The sequence below is a fragment of the Psychrobacter sp. FDAARGOS_221 genome, assembly GCF_002313155.2.
Classification (GTDB): domain Bacteria; phylum Pseudomonadota; class Gammaproteobacteria; order Pseudomonadales; family Moraxellaceae; genus Psychrobacter.
Window position 1 is genome coordinate 1 of record NZ_NWFK02000001.1, and the last position, 22,646, is coordinate 22,646.

A 22,646-nucleotide genomic window follows, 5' to 3' on the forward strand; every position below is an offset into this window, starting at 1 on the left:
ATTCATTCTTTGTCGGTATTGCTCAAATCAGCAGTTATGCCTTCTTTGGCGTACTCACGCAGCGCTATGGTTTATGGCCTGGTGTTAGGGGTCGGCGCCATTGTTGGTAATATGATTGGTTTATGGCCTGGTGTTAGGGGTCGGCGCCATTGTTGGGTAATATGATTGGTAAGCGCTTTTTGACCGGCATGAGTGTTACTCAGTTTCGTACTGCGCTGCTTGTTTTGATGAGTATCAGTGGTCTGGTTATGATTATTGATAATATTGATTTAATCTTATAAATCATTTACTGACAACGACATACTCAACCCTATTTATTCTCATCAATTTTCATCATCCGCTCATAGTTATCACACAACCACCAATTTGTTTATGCTAGGATAGCACTTAGCTAATGGGGCTTAACCCGTTGTGCTTTCTCATAAATTTATTATTATAGTCAGAGAAGTCTAAAATGGTTACCAGCCAACCGAGCGCAAGTACTACAAATGTAGCTTAGCGAGGTTAATACCGTAACCCTTTAGTAGTTCGCTGACTATAGTTCTTCAATCTGGCTCATACTATGACTCCCTCTATGCCACAATCAACGCCTGTACATTCAAGTTCGCCTCATATTTTAATCGTTGAAGATGATCCGGCGATTGCCACATCGTTAAGTGACTTTCAAACGCGAAGGCTGGCAAGTGACTGGCTGGATAATGCCACTAGCGTGCTACCCACTTTGACTGACTTTAATGAGCAGCAGCAGCCATTAGCTGGTATCGTGTTAGATGTAGGTTTGCCCGATGGTGATGGTCTAAATCTATGTCAGGACATACGCCGAAGTGAGCAGATTGTAGCTTAAAACAACTGCCTATCGTATTTTTGACGGCTCGCAGTGATGAGATAGATAGAATACTTGGCCTTGAAATGGGCGGCGATGATTATTGTCCCAAGCCCTTTAGTCCAAGAGAATTGGTTGCTCGATTAAAAGCCATTTGGCGCCGTGAACAACTTACCGCATCAGCAACTCTTGATACCCAAACTCAGAGCCAACAAGAGACTGAGCCGCAACAGTTGTGTTAGAGTCAGGCATTTGGCGCTATGAGCCGATGACTTATACCCTATATTGGAATGATCATAAGCTAGAGCTCAGTAATACCGAGCGCAAACTAATACTGGCCTTATTAGCCAATCCAGATCGAGTGTTTAGTCGTGAACAATTAAAATGCCATTAGTGATTATCCCGATCATCGCTTAGCTCGCACCATTGATAGTCATGTTAAATCTATTCGTAAGCAATTGGCTCAGATTAGCGAGCAGCAGGATGTTGAAATCATTCACACTCATCGTGGCTTAGGTTATGGACTTTGTGCGTCATGAGCAACACCCCTTCTCCACAATCTGAAAATCAAAGCCAACAGACCAGTGATTCCAATAGTAACGAAGACAACCGAAACACAGGTAGCACATCCACGCCGCCCAATTGGTATGCCAAGCTACACCCAATAGGCAAAGACAGTAGCGCTCACACTGCTAGCCGTAAACCTGAGAAAATTCTTAATTTGAGTTTGTTTTTTCGGATTTGGATTGCAGTTGGGGTGATTGTCATCATCTCGGGTATTGTGGTTTTCAACCAGTTGTTTACCTACGTTCGCCCTATCACCCAGCAAGTGATTGAAGATACTTTAGTGGACACCTCTAAACTGTTGGCTGCCAGCTTACAATCTGCGGTCGAAAGCGGAGAGATTTATAACAGCAGCTATCAGGCCATGCTTGATCAAGCTTTCACGACCCCTTCACTTCCTGAATCTGACTCAGGGTCGGCTGCAACTGAAATAAGCAACACATCTGAAAACATTAAGACACAGCCATCTAATTCGAGCGTAAATTCTGAGTCATCAAATGAGTCACAACCTTTAAATCCAGTGATTAAAGCGTTACCTTTCGAGACCCAAGCTACTTGGTATCATCAAAAGCAGCGCAGTAGTTTCCGAGTCTATATTACCGATAACCAAGGCATCGTTATCTATGACTCTTTGCCGGAACAAGGCAATCATACTAATCCAGAAGGAAATGCCAGAGGCGAAGATTACTCGAGTTGGAATGATGTCAATCTAACCTTACAAGGTAAGTATGGCGCACGCACCACTCGTAGTGATCCCAATGATTCATCAACGTCGGTGATGTATGTCGCTCAGCCCATATATAGCTCAGATGGTAGCGGTGATATCATCGCTGTGGTCAGTGTCGGCAAACCAACCTCAACCGTGCTACCTTACCTAAATGCCACGCGACAACGGATGTTAACTGCCTCACTGATTATCAGTATCGTCACCTTAATCATGGCAGGCTTGGTCGCTTGGTGGCTGCGTCAAAGTACCTTATTGGTCACTCGCTACACTCAGTCATTGGCACAAGATACTAAAAAGCCTTACTTTTACTTGGGTCGTGAGCTTAATGAGCTAACCGATACCATTGAAAGCATGAAGCATCGGCTTGAAAATCGAGCTTATGTGACTGACTATGTGCATACTTTGACGCATGAACTAAAAAGCCCACTGACGGCGATTCGCGCCAGTGGTGAGCTATTAGAAGAGACCGATTTAGACAGTGAAGACAGACAAATGCTCAGCCAGACCATCACTGAGCAAAGTATCAAATTGCACTCGTTGATTGACCGCTTGTTGCTATTGGCAAAAATTGAACAGCCTACATTCAAGTTAGCGATTCAAGCCATAGATCCAGATGCACTGGTTCAGACTCTAATTGCCGGCAGTGAAATGCAGCGTCAGTATCAGCATCTAGAGATTGACTATCAATGTGACCTGAAGCAGTCCAATCAAAGCTTTATTTTTGCCGATGAGTTTTGGATGACTCAAGCCTTACAAAATGTGCTTGATAATGCCTTATATTTTGCGCATCACAAAGTACTGGTGTCAGTGACTACGCAGCAAATTAACAAAGCACCTTTTATCAAGTTGTCCTTTATTAATGATGGTGAACCCATACCTGAGTATGCTTTAGCTAAAGTCTTTGATCGCTATTTCAGCTTATCGCATCAGTACAATAAGCCCACCAATAACCCAGCTCAGACACCTAGCTCACCAGCACCGAGACAACAAGGTAAAAAAGGTACCGGACTGGGACTAACCTTGGTAAAACAGGTGATTGAACGTCATGGTGGTTATGTCAGTATCCATAATCTAAGCGATCAAAGTCAGCAACATAACAAAACCCCTGAGACTAACTCAGGGGTTGAGGTGGTAATTTTATTACCTATCGCACCGCTTCAAGATTAAACGCGGGTACTATTGAATATGTGGCCTAATGAGTGTGTGTCTTAAAGGGTTTTTATCAAAGCGCTATAAATACTACTCACCCTGGCTAAGCGGTACAATACGTTCATTTTGACCACTACCAATCATACCTTGGCTACCAACGCCTTCAGGATTGCTTTGTAGATAAGCCGTCATTTCAGCAATAATTTCAGGATCATCATTGGCTAAGATACGCTGCTTGATCATCTCTACCGGGGGCACAGGTAAGTTCTTCAATAGCGACAACAGCTGAGTATCATTACCTTTGGCAACGACCAGTTCAATCAATTGACGGGCATCAATTGGCAAATCTGGTGTTGACTGAGCCATCAATGCTAAGTGATACGCACCATGAGTATCTCATCTTGCATGATGCGTCGCTCAATAGCAGTATAGGTCTCACTGGTCGCTCCGCCTGCTACTCTTAGCAAGTGAATACATTTTAATGAAGACTGTTCTTCTTGTTCAGCAATGGCCAGAATCTTTTCTGATTGTGCCTCTAGCATTTGTCTTTTTTGCTGTAATTTATCGTTGCTCATGATTATTTCCTAACGTTATTAATGGTTATTATTTATTCAAGGTTTTCATAAATGACTCTTAGGCGATAAGTAAAAACCAATCTTCTCGCCCTATTGCTACTATATGTGGTGCTAAAGATTCATTTATAAAGTGAGCATATACAAAAACATAACAGGCGGCTCTATCTTTAAAAAATCCCAAAGCAATCGTCAATAAAAAAAGCCTTAGCATGAATCTAAGGCTTTTTTTATTGAACAACTCTAATATAAACTTAAATCATTTAGTGCAATTAGCTAGCAGGGCTATGCTCTTCAACCAATGGCTTTAATTCGCCTGATTGGTACATTTCTAAGATAATGTCTGAACCGCCCATCAACTCACCATTAATCCACAATTGTGGGAATGTTGGCCAGTTGGCAATTTTTGGCAATGTCGCACGAATTTCAGGGTTTTCTAAAATATTAACGAACGCAAAAGGACGACCAATTTGAGTTAACACTTCAATGGCACGAGCAGAAAATCCACACTGTGGAAACTGTGGTGTACCTTTCATATATAAACTGGGTTTTCTTTGATTTGATTGCGGATTAACGTTTCAATATCTTGCGCTTGGTCTGTCATAATAAATCCTTAATTGATTTGGAAAATCGATTACCTAAAAAATAAAATACTAAAATATAATACTTAAAATAATGTGCTGAGTGTTTAAATTTAGGCCAATGTCTCTTTTATGGGGATGCTGATTAAAATTACAATAATAAATCCAGCATAACCACACTTTTAACTGTAGCCATCTCGAACATCTTAACGGATGCTTTCAATAACAGCTGTTGCTAAGCCCTAAAGCTAAAAGCTAGAGTCATATTATGCGTCAGCCCTAGCTGTTTTTTATTACCCCTAACTGAGTAGTGGCTACTACTTTCTATTTAGCTTTAAGCTTAATTTTAAACGTTGTCTGTCTGGGTCAGTAATACCACAGCACTGACCATGATACCCTCTTGACGTCCAGTAAAGCCAAGCTTTTCAGTGGTGGTTGCTTTAACACTGATATTATCAATCTGAGTATTTAAATCTTCAGCAATGTTGGTGCGCATCGCCAGATTGTGTTTAGCCAACTTTGGTCGCTCACACATCACCGTGATATCTGCATTTACCAAATGATAGCCTTTTTTGATAATTAAATCATAGACATGACGCAGCAGCACACGTGAATCTAGTCCAGCATTGGCCTCATCAGTATCTGGAAAGTGTTGCCCTATATCGCCAAGAGCCAATGCACCAAGCAGCGCGTCAGCCAAAGCATGCAATACCACATCACCATCTGAATGCGCCAGTAAACCGACCGGATGCGGGATATTCACCCCTGCTAAAGTCACAAACTGCTCGGCTGTATCGATCACATCTTTTGGATCGCAAAACGCGTGTACGTCAATACCTTGCCCAATTCTTATCATTATTTGCCTTTCAGTGTTATAATTTAGCCAAATTTTAGCATAGTTTGTGAGACTTATGACCACATCCCCTGTTTTTGACAACAACCACGCCACTCTTCCTGCCTAAGCCTAAGCGATGTACCCAATCCGAGTCAAACTCGGGTCATCGTCGGTATGTCAGGTGGCGTCGATTCTTCTGTTTCTGCGGTATTATTGCAGCAAGCTGGTTTTCAGGTGGAAGGCCTGTTTATGAAGAACTGGGAAGAGGATGATGGCACAGAGTACTGCACAGCGATGGAAGACTTAGCCGACGCGCAAGCGGTGTGTGACAAAATTGGTATCAAACTGCATACCGCTAACTTTGCGATGGAGTATTGGGATCGCGTATTTGAACACTTTTTGGCTGAATACCAAGCCGGACGCACCCCTAACCCAGATATTTTGTGTAACAAAGAGATCAAGTTTAAAGCCTTCCTCGACTATGCCGTAACCTTGGGTGCTGATTATATTGCAACCGGTCACTACACCCGTCGTAGCGTGAATTACACCCGTGAAGACGGCGTTGAAGTCGCGCACTTAATGCGTGGACTAGATAACAATAAAGATCAAAGCTACTTTTTGCATGCCGTTGGTGGTGACAAAATTGCCAAGACTTTATTCCCAGTTGGCGAATTAGAAAAGCCAGAAGTGCGTAAAATAGCTGAACAGCATGACTTAGCCACGGCGAAGAAAAAAGACTCCACTGGTATTTGCTTTATCGGTGAGCGCCGCTTAAAGACTTCTTACAACAGTACTTGCCTGCCAAGCCAGGTGATATTGTCACCGATGATGGCATCACGATTGGTAAGCACGATGGGCTGATGTATTATACCTTAGGTCAGCGTGGCGGTATTGGTATTGGCGGCGTTAAAGACCGCCCTGAAGAGCCTTGGTTTGTGCTACAAAAAGACCTAACCAATAACCAATTAATTGTTGGTCAAGGCCATGATCATCCGATGCTATTAAGCCAAAGCTTAGTCGCTTACAAGCTTGACTGGGTTGAACGTATTGCACCTAAAGCCATCTTTAGCGAGGACGGCCTAAAATGTGTGGCCAAAACCCGTTATCGTCAGCCCGATCAAAGCTGCACGGTATTTGCTGACTCTGAAGATGGCAACCGCGTAAAAGTCATCTTTGATGAACCTCAACGTGCGGTTACCCCAGGTCAATCAGCGGTATTTTATATTGGAGAAGTTTGCTTGGGTGGCGGTGTGATTGAGTCGTTTGAGTAGCTTTAGCATTTTAAAGGCTTTAGCACCTTAAAGTATAGTTCCGTACTTATTTTAAGCGGTTACACCCTTATAAGTTGAGGATAAGATATTGACGTTTATTCTGACGTTGGCAGTTATTTGGTTATCAGCGGCATGACTAGTGATGATCAAGCCTATCAAATGGCTAACCAAATAACTGCCAACGTCAGAATAAACGTCAATATTATCCTCAACTTATAAGGGTGTAACCGCTTAAAATAAAGTACGGAACTATACTTTAAGGTGCTAAAGCCTTTAAAATGCTAAAGCTACTCAAACGACTCAATCACACCGCCACCCAAGCAAACTTCTCCAATATAAAATACCGCTGATTGACCTGGGGGTAACCGCACGTTGAGGTTCATCAAAGATGACTTTTACGCGGTTGCCATCTTCAGAGTCAGCAAATACCGTGCAGCTTTGATCGGGCTGACGATAACGGTTTTGGCCACACATTTTAGGCCGTCCTCGCTAAAGATGGCTTTAGGTGCAATACGTTCAACCCAGTCAAGCTTGTAAGCGACTAAGCTTTGGCTTAATAGCATCGGATGATCATGGCCTTGACCAACAATTAATTGGTTATTGGTTAGGTCTTTTTGTAGCACAACCAAGGCTTCAGGGCGTCTTTAACGCCGCCAATACAATACCGCCACTGACCTAAGGTATAATACATCAGCCATCGTGCTTACCAATCGTGATGCCATCATCGGTGACAATATCACCTGGCTTGGCAGGCAAGTACTGTTAAGAAGTCTTTAAAGCGGCGCTCACCGATAAAGCAAATACCAGTGGAGTCTTTTCTTCGCCGTGGCTAAGTCATGCTGTTCAGCTATTTTACGCACTTCTGGCTTTTCTAATTCGCCAACTGGGAATAAAGTCTTGGCAATTTTGTCACCACCAACGGCATGCAAAAGTAGCTTTGATCTTTATTGTTATCTAGTCCACGCATTAAGTGCGCGACTTCAACGCCGTCTTCACGGGTGTAATTCACGCTACGACGGGTGTAGTGACCGGTTGCAATATAATCAGCACCCAAGGTTACGGCATAGTCGAGGAAGGCTTTAAACTTGATCTCTTTGTTACACAAAATATCTGGGTTAGGGGTGCGTCCGGCTTGGTATCAGCCAAAAAGTGTTCAAATACGCGATCCCAATACTCCATCGCAAAGTTAGCGGTATGCAGTTTGATACCAATTTTGTCACACACCGCTTGCGCGTCGGCTAAGTCTTCCATCGCTGTGCAGTACTCTGTGCCATCATCCTCTTCCCAGTTCTTCATAAACAGGCCTTCCACCTGAAAACCAGCTTGCTGCAATAATACCGCAGAAACAGAAGAATCGACGCCACCTGACCGACGATGACCCGAGTTTGACTCGGATTGGGTACATCGCTTAGGCTTAGGGCAGGAAGAGTGGCGTGGTTGTTGTCAAAAACAGGGATGTGGTCATAAGTCTCACAAACTATGCTAAAATTTGGCTAAATTATAACACTGAAAGGCAAATAATGATAAGAATTGGGCAAGGTATTGACGTACACGCGTTTTGCGATCCAAAGATGTGATCGATACAGCCGAGCAGTTTGTGACTTTAGCAGGGGTGAATATCCCGCATCCGGTCGGTTTACTGGCGCATTCAGATGGTGATGTGGTATGCTTTGGCTGACGCGCTGCTTGGTGCATTGGCTCTTGGCGATATAGGGCAACACTTTCCAGATACTGATGAGGCCAATGCTGGACTAGATTCACGTGTGCTGCTGCGTCATGTCTATGATTTAATTATCAAAAAAGGCTATCATTTGGTAAATGCAGATATCACGGTGATGTGTGAGCGACCAAAGTTGGCTAAACACAATCTGGCGATGCGCACTTGCTGAAGATTTAAATACTCAGATTGATAATATCAGTGTTAAAGCAACCACCACTGAAAAGCTTGGCTTTACTGGACGTCAAGAGGGTATCATGGTCAGTGCTGTGGTATTACTGACCCCAGACAACGTTTAAAATTAAGCTTAAAGCTAAATAGAAAGTAGTAGCCACTACTCAGTTAGGGGTAATAAAAAACAGCTAGGGCTGACGCATAATATGACTCTAGCTTTTAGCTTTAGGGCTTAGCAACAGCTGTTATTGAAAGCATCCGTTAAGATGTTCGAGATGGCTACAGTTAAAAGTGTGGTTATGCTGGATTTATTATTGTAATTTTTCAGCATCCCATAAAAGAGACATTGGCCTAAATTTAAACACTCAGCACATTATTTTAAGTATTATATTTTAGTATTTTATTTTTTAGGTAATCGATTTTCCAAATCAATTAAGGATTTATTATGACAGACCAAGCGCAAGATATTGAAACGTTAATCCGCAATCAAATCAAAGAAACCCAGTATTGTTATATATGAAAGGTACCCACAGTTTCCACAGTGTGGATTTTCTGCTCGTGCCATTGAAGTGTTAACTCAAATTGGTCGTCCTTTTGCGTTCGTTAATATTTTAGAAAACCCTGAAATTCGTGCGACATTGCCAAAAATTGCCAACTGGCCAACATTCCCACAATTGTGGATTAATGGTGAGTTGATGGGCGGTTCAGACATTATCTTAGAAATGTACCAATCAGGCGAATTAAAGCCATTGGTTGAAGAGCATAGCCCTGCTAGCTATTGCACTAAATGATTAAGTTTATATTAGAGTTGTTCAATAAAAAAGCCTTAGATTCATGCTAAGGCTTTTTTTATTGACGATTGCTTTGGGATTTTTTAAAGATAGAGCCGCCTGTTATGTTTTTGTATATGCTCACTTTATAAATGAATCTTTAGCACCACATATAGTAGCAATAGGGCGAGAAGATTGGTTTTTACTTATCGCTAAGAGTCATTTATGAAAACCTTGAATAAATAATAACCATTAATAACGTTAGGAAATAATCATGAGCAACGATAAATTACAGCAAAAAGACAAATGCTAGAGGCACAATCAGAAAAGATTCTGGCCATTGCTGAACAAGAGAACAGTCTTCATTAAAATGTATTCACTTGCTAAGAGTAGCAGGCGGAGCGACCAGTGAGACCTATACTGCTATTGAGCGACGCATCATGCAAGATGAAGATACTCATGGTGCGTATCACTTAGCATTGATGGCTCAGTCAACACCAGATTTGCCAATTGATGCCCGTCAATTGATTGAACTGGTCGTTGCCAAAGGTAATGATACTCAGCTGTTGTCGCTATGAAGAACTTACCTGTGCCCCCGGTAGAGATGATCAAGCAGCGTATCTTAGCCAATGATGATCCTGAAATTATTGCTGAAATGACGGCTTATCTACAAAGCAATCCTGAAGGCGTTGGTAGCCAAGGTATGATTGGTAGTGGTCAAAATGAACGTATTGTACCGCTTAGCCAGGGTGAGTAGTATTTAAGCGCTTTGATAAAAACCCTTTAAGACACACACTCATTAGGCCACATATTCAATAGTACCCGCGTTTAATCTTGAAGCGGTGCGATAGGTAATAAAATTACCACCTCAACCCCTGAGTTAGTCTCAGGGGTTTTGTTATGTTGCTGACTTTGATCGCTTAGATTATGGATACTGACATAACCACCATGACGTTCAATCACCTGTTTTACCAAGGTTAGTCCCAGTCCGGTACCTTTTTTACCTTGTTGTCTCGGTGCTGGTGAGCTAGGTGTCTGAGCTGGGTTATTGGTGGGCTTATTGTACTGATGCGATAAGCTGAAATAGCGATCAAAGACTTTAGCTAAAGCATACTCAGGTATGGGTTCACCATCATTAATAAAGGACAACTTGATAAAAGGTGCTTTGTTAATTTGCTGCGTAGTCACTGACACCAGTACTTTGTGATGCGCAAAAATAAGGCATTATCAAGCACATTTGTAAGGCTTGAGTCATCCAAAACTCATCGGCAAAAATAAAGCTTTGATTGGACTGCTTCAGGTCACATTGATAGTCAATCTCTAGATGCTGATACTGACGCTGCATTTCACTGCCGGCAATTAGAGTCTGAACCAGTGCATCTGGATCTATGGCTTGAATCGCTAACTTGAATGTAGGCTGTTCAATTTTTGCCAATAGCAACAAGCGGTCAATCAACGAGTGCAATTTGATACTTTGCTCAGTGATGGTCTGGCTGAGCATTTGTCTGTCTTCACTGTCTAAATCGGTCTCTTCTAATAGCTCACCACTGGCGCGAATCGCCGTCAGTGGGCTTTTAGTTCATGCGTCAAAGTATGCACATAGTCAGTCACATAAGCTCGATTTTCAAGCCGATGCTTCATGCTTTCAATGGTATCGGTTAGCTCATTAAGCTCACGACCCAAGTAAAAGTAAGGCTTTTTAGTATCTTGTGCCAATGACTGAGTGTAGCGAGTGACCAATAAGGTACTTTGACGCAGCCACCAAGCGACCAAGCCTGCCATGATTAAGGTGACGATACTGATAATCAGTGAGCAGTTAACATCCGTTGCGCGTGGCATTTAGGTAAGGTAGCACGGTTGAGGTTGGTTTGCCGACACTGACCACAGCGATGATATCACCGCTACCATCTGAGCTATATATGGCTGAGCGACATACATCACCGACGTTGATGAATCATGGGATCACTACGAGTGGTGCGTGCGCCATACTTACCTTGTAAGGTTAGATTGACATCATTCCAACTCGAGTAATCTTCGCCTCTGGCATTTCCTTCTGGATAGTATGATTGCCTTGTTCCGGCAAAGAGTCATAGATAACGATGCCTTGGTTATCGGTAATATAGACTCGGAAACTACGCGCTGCTTTGATGATACCAAGTAGCTTGGGTCTCGAAAGGTAACGCTTTAATCACTGGATTAAAGGTTGTGACTCATTTGATGACTCAGAATTTACGCTCGAATTAGATGGCTGTGTCTTAATGTTTTCAGATGTGTTGCTATTTTCAGTTGCAGCCGACCCTGAGTCAGATTCAGGAAGTGAAGGGGTCGTGAAAGCTGATCAAGCATGGCCTGATAGCTGCTGTTATAAATCTCTCCGCTTCGACCGCAGATTGTAAGCTGGCAGCCAACAGTTTAGAGGTGTCCACTAAAGTATCTTCAATCACTTGCTGGGTGATAGGGCGAACGTAGGTAACAACTGGTTGAAAACCACAATACCCGAGATGATGACAATCACCCCAACTGCAATCCAAATCCGAAAAAACAAACTCAAATAAGAATTTCTCAGGTTACGGCTAGCAGTGTGAGCGCTACTGCTTTGCCTATTGGGTGTAGCTTGGCATACCAATTGGGCGGCGTGGATGTGCTACCTGTGTTCGGTTGTCTTCGTTACTATTGGAATCACTGGTCTGTTGGCTTTGATTTTCAGATGTGGAGAAGGGGTGTTGCTCATGACGCACAAAGTCCATAACCTAAGCCACGATGAGTGTGAATGATTTCAACATCCTGCTGCTCGCTAATCTGAGCCAATGCTTACGAATAGATTAACATGACTATCAATGGTGCGAGCTAAGCGATGATCGGGATAATCACTAATGGCATTAATAATTGTTCACGACTAAACACTCGATCTGGATTGGCTAATAAGGCCAGTATAGTTGCGCTCGGTATTACTGAGCTCTAGCTTATGATCATTCCAATATAGGGTATAAGTCATCGGCTCATAGCGCCAAATGCCTGACTCTAACACAAACTGTTGCGGCTCAGTCTCTTGTTGGCTCTGAGTTTGGGTATCAAGAGTTGCTGATGCGGTAAGTTGTTCACGGCGCCAAATGGCTTTTAATCGAGCAACCAATTCTCTTGGACAAAGGGCTTGGGACAATAATCATCGCCGCCCATTTCAAGGCCAAAGTATCTATCTATCTCATCACTGCGAGCCGTCAAAAATACGATAGGCAGTTGTTTTAAGCTACCAATCTGCTCACTTCGGCGTATGTCCTGACATAGATTAGACCATCACCATCGGCAAACCTACATCTAACACGATACCAGCTAATGGCTGCTGCTGCTCATTAAAGTCAGTCAAAGTGGGTAGCACGCTAGTGGCATTATCCAGCCAGTCACTTGCCAGCCTTCGCGTTTGAAAGTCACTCTTAACGATGTGGCAATCGCCGGATCATCTTCAACGATTAAAATATGAGGCGAACTTGAATGTACAGGCGTGATTGTGGCATAGAGGGAGTCATAGTATGAGCCAGATTGAAGAACTATAGTCAGCGAACTACTAAAGGTTACGGTATTAACCTCGCTAAGCCTACATTTGTAGTACTTGCGCTCGGTTGGCTGGTAACCATTTAGACTTCTCTGACTATAATAATAAATTTATGAGAAAGCACAACGGGTTAAGCCCCATTAGCTAAGTGCTATCCTAGCATAAACCAAATTGGTGGTTGTGTGATAACTATGAGCGGATGATGAAAAATTGATGAAGAATAAATAGGGTTGAGTATGTCGTTGTCAGTAAATGATTATAAGATTAAATCAATATATCAATAATCATAACCAGACCACTGATACTCATCAAAACAAGCAGCGCAGTACGAAACTGAGTAACACTCATGCCGGTCAAAAAGCGCTTACCAATCATATTACCAACAATGGCGCCGACCCCTAACACCAGGCCATAAACCCATAGCGCTGGCGTGAGTACGCCAAAGAAGGCATAACTGCTGATTTGAGCAATACCGACAAAGAATGAATTGGCTGTTTTAGTGGCAATCAAATCCTTTGGTGAGGCCTGAATTCATATAAAACGGATTAAAACTGGCCCTAAGCCGCCAACTAAGGTGCTGACGAATGCAACCAAAAAGCCTAAGGAATAAAGCCTGATTTTGGCATGTGAAAGGTTTTGTCCACTTTGCCAAATTTGTATTGAAATAAGGTGGATACCAAGAATATACCAACGGCCAGCTGTATCCACTGCGCATTAAGCGGCTAAATAACAGTCCCGATAACCAAGCGCCGGCAATAGCACTAGGCACGTAATATAAGATAAGACGCCAATCAATATCATGCCAAAACAACAGCATACGTGAAGGGCGTGATAAGAAAGTACCTAGGTTAATGATGGGCGGGGCAGAAGAGGCGCCGGTTAACAAGACACGGCGGGTATTAATAGCAGTGCGCCCCCACCCCCGGAGATGGTCGATATCACAAAAGCAACCACACCCAGTAAAAATAGTGCCACAAGGTGCCAAAGCGGTAGGCCAAAGCCAACATCTACAAAAGAGGTAATGTCTAAGGCAGTGGCAATCATAAGGCACCTGTATAATAAAAATACGCAGTCGTTAGTTCATGCTATTTTTGCTAAATAGCGGTTTACTGCGTTTATTATAGCCCTTTGCAATTGGCATAGTAAGTAACAGTAGTTGGCCAGTCTGAAAAAATACCTTTTACCCCAACTTGCTGCGCTAAAACATCAATGTAATATACATATCGCCATCATTATTAATCGCATCCTCAAGCCCGGTATAATACCAGCCGCCGCCATTGGCAAGTGGCCCTGAACGCTCAAGTGACCAAGTGATCATATCAAGTCCAGCGGCTTTGGCCTGCATAGCATACGTTGAAGGTTTAATTTACCTTGGCCATCACTGCTAACCAATAGCCAAGTGGCCGGAGCAATAATATTGACACCCATTGCTTTCAGCTGCTGTGGTGAGTGCTTCCAAGTGCTCGGATCGTCTTTATTAAAGGTTTGGTTATCAGCGGTTTCATTGCTGTCATCAATCAGATACACCGCATTTTTACCAAACTCTGGATCGTGCTGCTGCCAAGCCAATACGTCTGATAACTGAAAAGATTGTGCAAATACATCATCAGGTGCCACGCCAGCACGGCGATAGGCGTTAATCAGCTGCTGACGATAATCTGCTTGAGTATAAGGCTTACCATCCGACCCTATATGTGGCATATCCACGCTAGGCGCTTTAGCTCTGGGGTGTGCTTCAATCCCAAAGACTTTGCAAGCGCAATGTGCTCGTCTAAGCTTAATAGCTGTGCATTTTGGTTATAAAGCTCAGTGCGCCAAGTAGGTGTCGCATTCATATAATCGGTTAGGCTAGTCGCCTTTTTATCAGCGGCATCCATTTTGCCCATGCAATGATTTAAATTCGGCTAAGCTAATGTCCGAGGTGCGACATTCAATATCACTGGCATTGGTCAAGTTACCCATGGCATCAAATTTAGGCGGCTGAGTACATGATTGGCCAAAGGTGTGGTCAATATATTGGTGGTGGTATGCAGATCATTTTGGGCATGGCGACATACCAACTCATGGTCTTTAGTAAAGGCCACATCACATTCTAAAACACCTGCGCCCATACGCGCCGCAGCCATATAACCATCAAGGGTGTGTTCAGGATATTGTAGCGGTGCACCACGGTGAGAAATCGAAAAATCGGTTTTTTTCGGGGTCTGAGCTTCACAGGCCTGTAGCTCTTGTTTTAACGGACTATCGTCCATATCATCTATTAAATAAAACGGCCTTGAACCATAGCTGTAGTTGACTTGTTTTGTGCGATTATCTGACTTATTATCCGCGCTATTCTGAGCATGAATTAAAGGGCTATGAGCGGATTGACTATGCTGCTGATTTTCGGTTTGACAGCCGCTTAATGTCACTGAAATCACGCCAAGGCAGGCAAGCCAAGTGCTGTGCTTTTTAAATAGGGTAGGGCTTGTCTTATTATCACAATGGGTACGCGATACGCTGTCCGACAATAACGGTTGCTTTTTTAGAGAGTGTTTTGACCTTTGGGGTAACATGGGCGCTCCTAGCCGAGTGAACTGTTAGTGATGTGATATAGTCTGCTAAATGATAAACTGACTGTGAATGATTTAAGCGGTATCTTTTAAGCTATTGTTAAAACAGTTTTTTTAACGATTATTTTTATAAAATTGTCAGTTTGGTAATAACCCTATAGATTAAAATAAGCCGGTTAAAATAGCTCATTAAAAACGGGTAAGGGTTAAACTAACCCAACTAATTGACAAGGTTATGACAATCGACACATATAACCGTTTAAACTTAAAATGATTTTAAAATAAGACAAAATAAGGAAGAAATATGACAACCTATTTAGACTGCGTCATTGTTGAACACAACCCACAAAATAAAGCGATTGATAAAGCAGTAATTTGGTTACATGGATTGGGCGCCAGTGGTCATGACTTTGAACCTGTGGTTCCTGAGCTGGGCTTAAACTCAGAGTTAGCGGTACGCTTTGTATTTCCTCATGCACCGCGAATTCCTGTCACTATTAACGGTGGTATGGTGATGCCGGCTTGGTATGACATTCTTGAGATGAGCCTTGAGCGCAAAGTTGATGTTGAGCAGATTCAAAAATCCGCCGCTGCCATTAATGACTTATCCAGCGCGAAGTGGATCGTGGCGTGTCACCTGACAATATTGTGATTGCTGGCTTTTCTCAAGGCGGCGCAATTGCCTATCAAGTTGCGCTAACTCATCCGCAAAAGCTAGCTGGTTTGCTAACATTATCGACCTACTTAGCCATTGATGATTCTGCCAATTTCAGTGATGCCAATAAAACCTTACCAGTCAAGATTGACCATGGTACTCAAGACCCGGTAGTGCCTGTACAGTTAGGGCAGCGTGCGACTGAGTCATTAAAGCAGTTGGGCTATGATGTTGACTTCACCACTTATCCGATGGCGCATCAGGTGTGTATGCCTCAAATAAAATCAATTGGCAACTGGCTAAATACTGTTTTGACCTAATAAAGATAATCTAATTTAGATCTAGATGGTTAGATTGAAAAACCGTCAAATCAATCTCATACCATAGGATAAAGGTAACTATGCAACGATTTGCTAAGTTTGTGGCTGGCAGCATGGTGACACTTAGTGCATTAAGCTTGAGTACGCAAGCAATAGCTGCTGAGTACTATAACTGCTCTAACCCCAGTGGTTGTGTGTTGGTTGCAAACGTGCATCCTGATAATGATGCAACAGCGACTCAATATCCTGTGGTACTGGTACATGGACTGGGCGGATTTAACGAAGTATTTGGTATCGTTAATTATTTTAACGGTATCCCAGAGGCGTTAATGCAAGGCGGCACTGATGTCTATGTGACCAAAACTTCTTCCATGCAAGATGCAGAGTATCGCGGCGAGCAGTTGCTACAACAGGTCAAAACCATTACGGCAGTTACCGGCAAACCAAAGGTCAATTTAATCGGTCACAGCTTAGGCGGTATCGATATTCGTTATGTGGCTGAAGTAGCACCAGAGTACGTGGCATCGGTGACCGCTGTTGCTAGCCCTGAGCAGGGCTCGAAGATGGCGGATTGGCTGTTATCTGTGGTATCCAAAGACAACCCAGCGTCAGATGCGCCCAAAGATCGATTTAACTTATTTGGCCGCGCCTTGATTGCGTTTCATAACGCGGTCGGACGTTTGTTTGACTTTGGATCTGGCATTGACGTTAAGCAGCTTCAGCATCAAGACTCTATTAAAGCAGTGATGGGCTTAACCACAGACTATATGACTGGGTATTATAACAAAAAATACCCTGCTGCCATGCCCAGTGAATATTGTGGTCAGCCTCCTGCGGAATATGTGATAAACGGCATTCCGTATTACTCTTTTTCAGGGGTAGGGACAGTGACTAATAGCTTTGATCCCAGTGACTATATGTTGGCTTTAACCGGGCTAACCTTTGATAAAGATGACCCTAATGATGGCCTAGTATCAGCCTGTTCAAGTCGTATTGGCTACGTGATTCGTGATGACTATAAGATGAATCATCTAGACTCAGTCAATCAGATATTTGGTCTTGTCTCTCGTAGTGAGGTTGATCCAGTCTCAGTGTACCGCAGTCAAGTAAATCGTTTAAAAAATCAAGGTTTTTAACAAAGTTTCAATGCAAGGTTTCACTAAGGTGTAAATAAGAGAGACTATGCCAAATCAGTCACAGCAAAATAGTCAGAAGTCGTTCAGTATAAAAGCTGCTAACCCAATTGTTTTGGCGTTGTTGTTCGTATCGATAATCGCGCTGCTTATATGGCTGTTTAAAAGCAAAGAGTCTGCTGATAATACGGATGCTAATATAGACAATACAAAGCCAGTGCAAGCTGTGAATCAGTCTCAGAATGAAAGTGATGATGTGGTGACTGATGAAGTCATCGAAGATTTAGACTATACCCCAGATGCGTTGACGATAGGCGTAGAAAATATGCCCAGATCATTGCAAGGAACACAGGTTGATGGTGATTTAATTGTCAATGAAGAGTATGAGCTGGTAGAGACTCGAGAGCTACGCCGTTTGTTTGATTACTTTTTATCGGCACAGGGTGAAGAAGACAGTGACACCATTAATAGACGCGTTGAGTCATATATTAGCAGTCGCACGCCTGAGCCCGCCGCATCGAAAGCCATTGATTTGTATTATCAATACCTAGCCTATCTACAACAGTTATCAACCATTGATGGTAAATATGGTAATCAGTCTAAACAGGCTAACGAGATGAATGTGCAGCGCATAAAACAACAACAGCGTGAGGTTCAGGCTTTAAGAAGTAAGCTGTTTTCAAAGCAAGCAAACAAGGCCTTTTTCGATGAAGATGATGCCTTGGTTGATTACAATGCGGCGATGTTAAGTATTGCTCAGGATAAGTCGCTCACTCAGGCGCAAAAGCAGCAGGCGCGTGATAAGTATATCAATCAATTACCTGAGTCTGCGATTAAGCAACACGCCAAGCAGCAAGCCAATATCGAGCAGTTATTGACGCGTACCCAACAGTTACAACAGCAAGGCGCCAGTCAAGATCAATTATTCGCGATGCGCTCGCAGATGGTAGGGAAAGAGGCGGCTCAGCGTTTAGCACAGCTTGATGCCGAGACAGCAGACTTTGATCAAAGGTTTGAGCAATATCAGGCCGTTAAGAATAAAATACTAACCGCGACAAAAGATGAGCAAAGCCAACAACGACAAATAGATCAGCTACAAAATAAGCTGTTTAGCAAAACGGAGCAAAAACGCTTAACCGGCTACGCGCTATTTAAACAACAACAACAGTAGTAGGGCGTTTGTGGTCATCGATTGCTGATTGGTTGTAGTTTTTAATCTGTCACCTATTATCTGACTAAGGTTAATTATCAAATAGCAGTTCTTTTTTATAGTTTTATAGTCCAGATTTGAGATAGAGTCTGGGCTGTAGGGTATAAAAATGTCAGATAACGACCGATAAAATCTACTTCACAAACTTCCAATAAAACAAAATAATTAAAATACAGCACACCAATAAAATAATTAGTAAGCGTTTCATCCAATAGGGAATCATTGGTTTTTGATAACCCATATTGTCTAATCTATTATCAACACTGCTTATTAAACGGTTTTGATTGACTTGACGGGTATTCGCTTTAATAGTTTTAGCTTTGCTAGTGCTGTGCTGTTTGTCGGAAATGGCCTGCACCTTTTTGGCTTGTTTTTGCTTTAAATGCTGCTCATAGTCATCGATAATGGTTTTAGCCTCACTCATGCTAATGTTGCGTTCAGCAGCAAGTTCTTTAATGGCCAACACTAGATTATTTTTCTCAACCATTTGAGCGATGTGTTTGGGCAGGTTATTTGTCTTTGACATAACAATTCTCTTAATGTAAAAAAGCACTTTAATAATTTAAAGTGCTTTTTGTCAATACAAGCCAGATTGGTTTAGCTCTGGGTAGAGCAAAGATTATTTATCTTTCCAACGCTGAATGGCTTCTTTGATAACTTCTTTAGCTTCAGCAACATCACCCCAAGACTCAACCACAGTTGTGCCTGGTTTTTTCAGGTCTTTGTAATGGCTGAAGTGGAATTCAAGCTGCTCGATTAAACGTTTTGGTAGATCTTCTAAGCTGTTGTAAGCGTTGCCAGTGGTGCGATCATCAGCTGGAACTACAACGATTTTGTCATCTACTTCGCCATCATCAACAAACTTCATTACACCGATAACTTTTGCTTTTAAGAAAACACCAGTGGTTAATGGCTCATCAGTAATAATTAGCGCATCTAACTCATCGCCATCTTCGTCAAGCGTTTGAGGGATGAAGCCATAGTTACAAGGCTTAGCAAAGATAGCAGGCTCAACACGGTCTAGCTCAAATACAGCCAGTTCACGGTTCCATTCGATTTTGTGGTTACTGCCTGTTGGGATTTCAACAACAACGTTAATCTCGCCGCCATCAACATCGCCTGCATCTAAAATTACGTTAAAATCTGCCATTTTGTTCTCCAATAACAGCGCTTCTGTGAGCACTAGGTGATGATTGTTTAAAAGTCCTGCTGATTATAACAATTTTTGACCGATTGCCAAGTTATGACAATATTCCAAAATAACATTTGTCAGCTTAAATTCGCTAAGGTTTAGTTTCAGGGGCTTATAAATAAAACCCATAAATATATTCATAACTATAAGCATAAATACAAGTACAAATAAAAAAAGCAAATAACCTAGGGCTATTTGCTTTTTTGTTCTAAGGCTCTATTTAAGCTTAGATCTTTTCTTGTACTTTTTCAGCAGATTTAGAAACGCCTTCGCCTGCTTTAGAAACGTCTTGGCCGAAACCTTTGAAAGTGTTGCAACCAGAAAGAACGATTAGAGCAGCGAAAGAGGCAAGAGCTAGCTTTTTCATAGTAAATCCTTAATATAAAGAATAAAAGTTTAGTGGGTCAAAAATAATGTTGTGCGTCAAGGATAACGCAAACTTGATATGCATAACCAGCCAAAATGAATAACCAGTTACTTATATTATACAATCATATCTTTCCTACAGCCATATTATCAACCGAACTTTTAACTGAATATAGAGTTGTTTGGTAACTCTATTGTATAAAAGTGTTGAAAATTAAACTTAATGCTGGATAACTTTAGTTTAATTTTATATAACCTAAATACAATCGATATCCTATAAGTTTTAGAAACATATCAGAGATATAGAAGATATCCTTGGTAACATATTATATTAATATTATGAATAACGACAACACATTAATGTGTGTAATTTATCTAAAACTGTCATAAAATTGTAAATTTAATTTTCATTGTAATGCAAATACGCTTAAGGGCAGATTTATGACCATCCATATTGTACTGGTACATCCTAGAATTCCAAATAATACCGGCAGCGCGATTCGCCTGTGTGCCAATACGGGGGCGCAGTTACATTTGGTTGAGCCGTTAGGCTTTGATTTAGAAGACAAAAAGTTGCGCCGGGCTGGTCTTGATTATCATGAATATGCCAATATGCAAGTACACAAAGACTGGGAGCAGGCTAAGCAGGCTCTAAATCAGGCAGGATGTGAGCGCATGGTGGCATTGACTACTAAGCTAAGTCACCCTTTTTACGAATATGATTTTGCGCAGACAGACAGTGGCGATAAGATTGAAAATATTGCTTTGGTATTTGGTTCTGAAACCGCAGGACTAGCCGATGATATCAGGGCAGATATCGGTGAGAAAAACTGGCTGCGCTTGCCAATGCTACCAGACTCACGCAGCCTTAATTTGGCAAACAGTGTCAGTATCTGTCTGTATGAGGTGTGGCGCCAGCAAGGCTTTGTTGGAGATGAGGGGCGCAGTACCGGCTATACTGAATTAACGCCGTACGACCCTAAATAACCGCTATGATCCTAAATAATAGGCAATGACTTGTCGTCGTAGGTAGCAGTAAGCAGCCAGATGTTAAGTAGGTTATAACCAAATCATAACCAAATTATAAACAGTTAGGCGGTTTAGGCAGTCCGGCAATACGATTGACATGACGAGCAACCAAGCCAGTGTTAAACATTTGCTGTAGTTTTTGGTTGCTAATATCTTGATCTGGCAGTGTTTTCATCAGGTACTTAATCAGTGGCCGGGTCGAAGGCGGGTGATTAAAGTTATTGTGGAATTCTCGAACTTTATGCAACACAGCGTAGTGTTCCGTGGTTAAAGACACGTCTAAAATATCGGCCAGCTGCTGCGCAACCGCTTCACTCCATAAGGTATGATCGACTAAGTGCCCCTCATTGTCTAATGCAATGGGGGTTTGGTTATCAGAGTGAATATTTAAGCCAGCCAGTGCCGTGGTATCTGTGGTCATAGTGTTTTTTAGCTCGTTTTAGTGTAAAGCTCGTTTTATTGTTTAGTTTGACTGCTAAGTCTGCTCAAATCATAAGCTAGATAAAGTTAATCAGTATTTACTAATAAATCTTAGATATTAAGTTATGTCGTAGATAATAAGCTGTACAGTAAGTACTAAGTCGTGGAGTGTAAGGTCACCACACGATGGGTCTTTTGAGTCAGGTTGACCCAATCTAAGTCACTTAATACGGTTACCCCGGTCAAATCTAGGTTTAGTTTGGCGCTGTCATTAAGACGGTCAATATCCTCAGCAAGTACATACCAAGCACTAACACTGTCGATGCTACTTTGAATCTCATCATCGCCATTGAAGTCTTTGATATATGCCTTCGCCCAGGCATAGTAAGCGCTTGATTCGCCAAGTAACAAAATACTGTCACCTGCCTGCCAAAGTGTGCCTAATTCCCTTATAAGCGGTTTTAGGGTATTCATGGTTGCGTGAATTTGAAACAAAGTGGCCATAATCTAAACTCTTTTAATGGGTCAATGTATTAAGACAAAAGGTGAGTTAACTTAATGGGTTAACTGAATAAGATAAAGTGCTATGAGAGCAGCAGTCTGAATTAAAACGAGAAAATCTGCTCAAACTGGCTGGCATCAAAATCCTCAGGAATAAAGTCAATCTGCTCAGTAATCTCATTAGGCACCATGCCGGTCAGCCAGCTGCTAAACACATCATCAGGCAGCCATGCTGGTGGTAAGTCATATAAATCAAGCGATTTAATCATGCCATGAAGTCGACTGTCTGGCTGCATTAATAGCCCAAATACTGAGCTTCCCAACATCAGTTGTACCTGTTGACCAAAGGTCGCTAAGGTCAATGCCAAAGCACAACCTTCATAGGTTGCCGTTTCTGTTGCGGTTGTCAGACGAATTAAAATAGCCACTGCGTTTCCTATTTGTGTGAATGGTTTTAGACGGTCTTATCTTTTTATTTATTATTATTTGGGTTTTACTGTATTTGGGTTTTATTGTCTTTTTTACGCTCAATTAA

The 22,646-nt window shown here is 42.2% G+C and carries 32 protein-coding genes and 7 pseudogenes; 15 read left to right on the forward strand and 24 right to left on the reverse strand.

What is annotated here, in order from left to right:
- Positions 1–152: 152 nt before the first annotated feature.
- The 6 genes from A6J60_RS13570 to creC all read left to right on the forward strand — a co-directional run bounded on the left by A6J60_RS13570 (position 153) and on the right by creC (position 3,281).
- Entirely contained in the window at positions 153–281 is a 129-nt protein-coding gene (locus tag A6J60_RS13570) for a hypothetical protein (RefSeq protein ID WP_264755552.1), read from the forward strand.
- A 281-nt stretch (positions 282–562) separates the two neighbouring features.
- The gene (locus A6J60_RS13415; protein ID WP_227525988.1) at positions 563–844 is read left to right on the forward strand and encodes a response regulator; all 282 of its coding nucleotides are present in this window, start codon (positions 563–565) and stop codon (positions 842–844) included.
- Between the two features lie 20 nt (positions 845–864).
- Positions 865–1,065: a hypothetical protein gene (locus A6J60_RS13420; protein ID WP_227525989.1), complete on the forward strand. Its 201-nt coding sequence runs from the start codon at positions 865–867 to the stop codon at positions 1,063–1,065.
- A 26-nt stretch (positions 1,066–1,091) separates the two neighbouring features.
- Positions 1,092–1,217 (forward strand): hypothetical protein, encoded by a 126-nt coding sequence (locus tag A6J60_RS13575; RefSeq protein ID WP_264755553.1) that lies wholly within the window; start codon positions 1,092–1,094, stop codon positions 1,215–1,217.
- 52 nt (positions 1,218–1,269) lie between these two features.
- Complete coding sequence (locus A6J60_RS13580; protein ID WP_264755583.1) at positions 1,270–1,362, forward strand: hypothetical protein; 93 nt, start codon at positions 1,270–1,272, stop codon at positions 1,360–1,362.
- Positions 1,359–3,281, forward strand: coding sequence for a two-component system sensor histidine kinase CreC (creC, locus tag A6J60_RS00010; RefSeq protein WP_096064184.1), 1,923 nt, complete (start codon positions 1,359–1,361; stop codon positions 3,279–3,281). The genes A6J60_RS13580 and creC overlap by 4 nt, the downstream gene beginning before the upstream one ends.
- 72 nt (positions 3,282–3,353) lie before the next feature.
- On the opposite strand, the gene A6J60_RS13430 is transcribed toward creC, so the two are convergent.
- From A6J60_RS13430 to ispF (A6J60_RS00025), 4 genes and pseudogenes are all read right to left on the reverse strand, one after another.
- A complete protein-coding gene (locus A6J60_RS13430; RefSeq protein ID WP_227525990.1) occupies positions 3,354–3,629 on the reverse strand; it encodes a hypothetical protein in 276 nt (91 codons plus the stop codon).
- Between the two features lie 5 nt (positions 3,630–3,634).
- On the reverse strand, positions 3,635–3,838 hold the full coding sequence (locus tag A6J60_RS13435) for a hypothetical protein (RefSeq protein ID WP_227525991.1): 204 nt from the start codon (positions 3,836–3,838) through the stop codon (positions 3,635–3,637).
- 269 nt (positions 3,839–4,107) lie between these two features.
- Positions 4,108–4,439: pseudogene (grxD, locus tag A6J60_RS00020) on the reverse strand (Grx4 family monothiol glutaredoxin).
- Between the two features lie 323 nt (positions 4,440–4,762).
- On the reverse strand, positions 4,763–5,272 hold the full coding sequence (gene ispF / locus A6J60_RS00025; protein WP_096064185.1) for a 2-C-methyl-D-erythritol 2,4-cyclodiphosphate synthase: 510 nt from the start codon (positions 5,270–5,272) through the stop codon (positions 4,763–4,765).
- 153 nt (positions 5,273–5,425) lie between these two features.
- Here ispF (A6J60_RS00025) and mnmA point away from each other — a divergent pair.
- A pseudogene (mnmA, locus tag A6J60_RS00030) lies at positions 5,426–6,522 on the forward strand (tRNA 2-thiouridine(34) synthase MnmA).
- A gap of 287 nt (positions 6,523–6,809) precedes the next feature.
- Here the strand turns inward: mnmA and A6J60_RS13685 are convergent.
- The 4 genes and pseudogenes from A6J60_RS13685 to A6J60_RS13700 all read right to left on the reverse strand — a co-directional run bounded on the left by A6J60_RS13685 (position 6,810) and on the right by A6J60_RS13700 (position 7,833).
- Positions 6,810–6,905, reverse strand: coding sequence for an aminomethyltransferase beta-barrel domain-containing protein (locus tag A6J60_RS13685; protein ID WP_413772348.1), 96 nt, complete (start codon positions 6,903–6,905; stop codon positions 6,810–6,812).
- 22 nt (positions 6,906–6,927) lie between these two features.
- Positions 6,928–6,996 (reverse strand): annotated as a pseudogene (locus A6J60_RS13690) (hypothetical protein); the annotation flags it as partial.
- A gap of 311 nt (positions 6,997–7,307) precedes the next feature.
- Positions 7,308–7,627: pseudogene (locus A6J60_RS13695) on the reverse strand (hypothetical protein).
- The gene (locus A6J60_RS13700; RefSeq protein ID WP_413772349.1) at positions 7,579–7,833 is read right to left on the reverse strand and encodes a hypothetical protein; all 255 of its coding nucleotides are present in this window, start codon (positions 7,831–7,833) and stop codon (positions 7,579–7,581) included. Before A6J60_RS13700 ends, A6J60_RS13695 begins: the two are co-directional and overlap by 49 nt.
- Before the next feature lie 209 nt (positions 7,834–8,042).
- Between A6J60_RS13700 and ispF (A6J60_RS00040) the strand changes: the two are divergent.
- The 4 genes and pseudogenes from ispF (A6J60_RS00040) (at position 8,043) to A6J60_RS13445 (ending at position 9,940) form a co-directional block, all read left to right on the forward strand.
- Positions 8,043–8,538, forward strand: a pseudogene (gene ispF / locus A6J60_RS00040) (2-C-methyl-D-erythritol 2,4-cyclodiphosphate synthase).
- 320 nt (positions 8,539–8,858) lie between these two features.
- Positions 8,859–9,204, forward strand: a pseudogene (grxD, locus tag A6J60_RS00045) (Grx4 family monothiol glutaredoxin).
- Between the two features lie 359 nt (positions 9,205–9,563).
- Positions 9,564–9,761, forward strand: a complete 198-nt coding sequence (locus tag A6J60_RS13440) for a hypothetical protein (protein WP_227525992.1) — start codon at positions 9,564–9,566, stop codon at positions 9,759–9,761.
- Positions 9,758–9,940 carry a hypothetical protein gene (locus A6J60_RS13445; protein ID WP_227525993.1) on the forward strand — a complete coding sequence of 61 codons (183 nt, stop codon included), beginning with the start codon at positions 9,758–9,760 and terminating at the stop codon, positions 9,938–9,940. The genes A6J60_RS13440 and A6J60_RS13445 overlap by 4 nt, the downstream gene beginning before the upstream one ends.
- A gap of 71 nt (positions 9,941–10,011) precedes the next feature.
- On the opposite strand, the gene A6J60_RS13450 is transcribed toward A6J60_RS13445, so the two are convergent.
- From A6J60_RS13450 to A6J60_RS13595, 10 genes are all read right to left on the reverse strand, one after another.
- A complete protein-coding gene (locus A6J60_RS13450) occupies positions 10,012–10,371 on the reverse strand; it encodes an ATP-binding protein (protein WP_227525994.1) in 360 nt (119 codons plus the stop codon).
- On the reverse strand, positions 10,352–10,750 hold the full coding sequence (locus A6J60_RS13455; RefSeq protein ID WP_413772371.1) for a histidine kinase dimerization/phospho-acceptor domain-containing protein: 399 nt from the start codon (positions 10,748–10,750) through the stop codon (positions 10,352–10,354). The genes A6J60_RS13450 and A6J60_RS13455 overlap by 20 nt, the downstream gene beginning before the upstream one ends.
- Complete coding sequence (locus A6J60_RS13460) at positions 10,747–11,022, reverse strand: hypothetical protein (protein WP_227525996.1); 276 nt, start codon at positions 11,020–11,022, stop codon at positions 10,747–10,749. Before A6J60_RS13460 ends, A6J60_RS13455 begins: the two co-directional genes overlap by 4 nt.
- Positions 11,023–11,783: 761 nt before the next feature.
- Positions 11,784–11,930: a hypothetical protein gene (locus A6J60_RS13330; RefSeq protein ID WP_193778116.1), complete on the reverse strand. Its 147-nt coding sequence runs from the start codon at positions 11,928–11,930 to the stop codon at positions 11,784–11,786.
- A 149-nt stretch (positions 11,931–12,079) separates the two neighbouring features.
- Entirely contained in the window at positions 12,080–12,343 is a 264-nt protein-coding gene (locus A6J60_RS13660) for a hypothetical protein (protein WP_319830047.1), read from the reverse strand.
- Between the two features lie 654 nt (positions 12,344–12,997).
- Positions 12,998–13,243, reverse strand: coding sequence for a hypothetical protein (locus A6J60_RS13470; protein WP_227525997.1), 246 nt, complete (start codon positions 13,241–13,243; stop codon positions 12,998–13,000).
- 369 nt (positions 13,244–13,612) lie between these two features.
- Positions 13,613–13,777 carry a hypothetical protein gene (locus A6J60_RS13475; RefSeq protein WP_227525998.1) on the reverse strand — a complete coding sequence of 55 codons (165 nt, stop codon included), beginning with the start codon at positions 13,775–13,777 and terminating at the stop codon, positions 13,613–13,615.
- Between the two features lie 270 nt (positions 13,778–14,047).
- Positions 14,048–14,440, reverse strand: coding sequence for a hypothetical protein (locus A6J60_RS13585; protein WP_264755554.1), 393 nt, complete (start codon positions 14,438–14,440; stop codon positions 14,048–14,050).
- Positions 14,422–14,610, reverse strand: coding sequence for a hypothetical protein (locus tag A6J60_RS13590; RefSeq protein ID WP_264755555.1), 189 nt, complete (start codon positions 14,608–14,610; stop codon positions 14,422–14,424). Before A6J60_RS13590 ends, A6J60_RS13585 begins: the two co-directional genes overlap by 19 nt.
- 72 nt (positions 14,611–14,682) lie before the next feature.
- Complete coding sequence (locus A6J60_RS13595) at positions 14,683–15,288, reverse strand: glycerophosphodiester phosphodiesterase family protein (protein ID WP_264755556.1); 606 nt, start codon at positions 15,286–15,288, stop codon at positions 14,683–14,685.
- Between the two features lie 301 nt (positions 15,289–15,589).
- On the opposite strand from A6J60_RS13595, the pseudogene A6J60_RS00075 reads away from it, so the two are divergent.
- The 3 genes and pseudogenes from A6J60_RS00075 (at position 15,590) to A6J60_RS00085 (ending at position 18,564) form a co-directional block, all read left to right on the forward strand.
- A pseudogene (locus tag A6J60_RS00075) lies at positions 15,590–16,260 on the forward strand (alpha/beta hydrolase).
- Positions 16,261–16,340: 80 nt separating this feature from the next.
- Positions 16,341–17,396, forward strand: coding sequence for an esterase/lipase family protein (locus A6J60_RS00080; protein ID WP_096064186.1), 1,056 nt, complete (start codon positions 16,341–16,343; stop codon positions 17,394–17,396).
- A 46-nt stretch (positions 17,397–17,442) separates the two neighbouring features.
- The gene (locus tag A6J60_RS00085; protein ID WP_096064187.1) at positions 17,443–18,564 is read left to right on the forward strand and encodes a lipase secretion chaperone; all 1,122 of its coding nucleotides are present in this window, start codon (positions 17,443–17,445) and stop codon (positions 18,562–18,564) included.
- A gap of 172 nt (positions 18,565–18,736) precedes the next feature.
- Here the strand turns inward: A6J60_RS00085 and A6J60_RS00090 are convergent, their stop codons facing one another.
- From A6J60_RS00090 to A6J60_RS00100, 3 genes are all read right to left on the reverse strand, one after another.
- On the reverse strand, positions 18,737–19,129 hold the full coding sequence (locus tag A6J60_RS00090; RefSeq protein WP_096064188.1) for a hypothetical protein: 393 nt from the start codon (positions 19,127–19,129) through the stop codon (positions 18,737–18,739).
- A gap of 93 nt (positions 19,130–19,222) precedes the next feature.
- Positions 19,223–19,753: an inorganic diphosphatase gene (locus A6J60_RS00095; protein ID WP_096064189.1), complete on the reverse strand. Its 531-nt coding sequence runs from the start codon at positions 19,751–19,753 to the stop codon at positions 19,223–19,225.
- A 268-nt stretch (positions 19,754–20,021) separates the two neighbouring features.
- Complete coding sequence (locus A6J60_RS00100) at positions 20,022–20,162, reverse strand: entericidin A/B family lipoprotein (RefSeq protein WP_096064190.1); 141 nt, start codon at positions 20,160–20,162, stop codon at positions 20,022–20,024.
- Positions 20,163–20,602: 440 nt separating this feature from the next.
- Here A6J60_RS00100 and A6J60_RS00105 point away from each other — a divergent pair, with 440 nt between their 5' ends.
- On the forward strand, positions 20,603–21,148 hold the full coding sequence (locus tag A6J60_RS00105) for a tRNA (cytidine(34)-2'-O)-methyltransferase (protein ID WP_096064191.1): 546 nt from the start codon (positions 20,603–20,605) through the stop codon (positions 21,146–21,148).
- A gap of 94 nt (positions 21,149–21,242) precedes the next feature.
- On the opposite strand, the gene A6J60_RS00110 is transcribed toward A6J60_RS00105, so the two are convergent.
- The 3 genes from A6J60_RS00110 to A6J60_RS00120 all read right to left on the reverse strand — a co-directional run bounded on the left by A6J60_RS00110 (position 21,243) and on the right by A6J60_RS00120 (position 22,539).
- Positions 21,243–21,611: a TusE/DsrC/DsvC family sulfur relay protein gene (locus tag A6J60_RS00110; RefSeq protein WP_096064192.1), complete on the reverse strand. Its 369-nt coding sequence runs from the start codon at positions 21,609–21,611 to the stop codon at positions 21,243–21,245.
- Between the two features lie 155 nt (positions 21,612–21,766).
- Positions 21,767–22,114, reverse strand: coding sequence for a hypothetical protein (locus A6J60_RS00115; protein ID WP_096064193.1), 348 nt, complete (start codon positions 22,112–22,114; stop codon positions 21,767–21,769).
- 101 nt (positions 22,115–22,215) lie between these two features.
- Positions 22,216–22,539, reverse strand: a complete 324-nt coding sequence (locus tag A6J60_RS00120; protein ID WP_096064194.1) for a hypothetical protein — start codon at positions 22,537–22,539, stop codon at positions 22,216–22,218.
- Between the last annotated feature and the right edge of the window lie 107 nt (positions 22,540–22,646).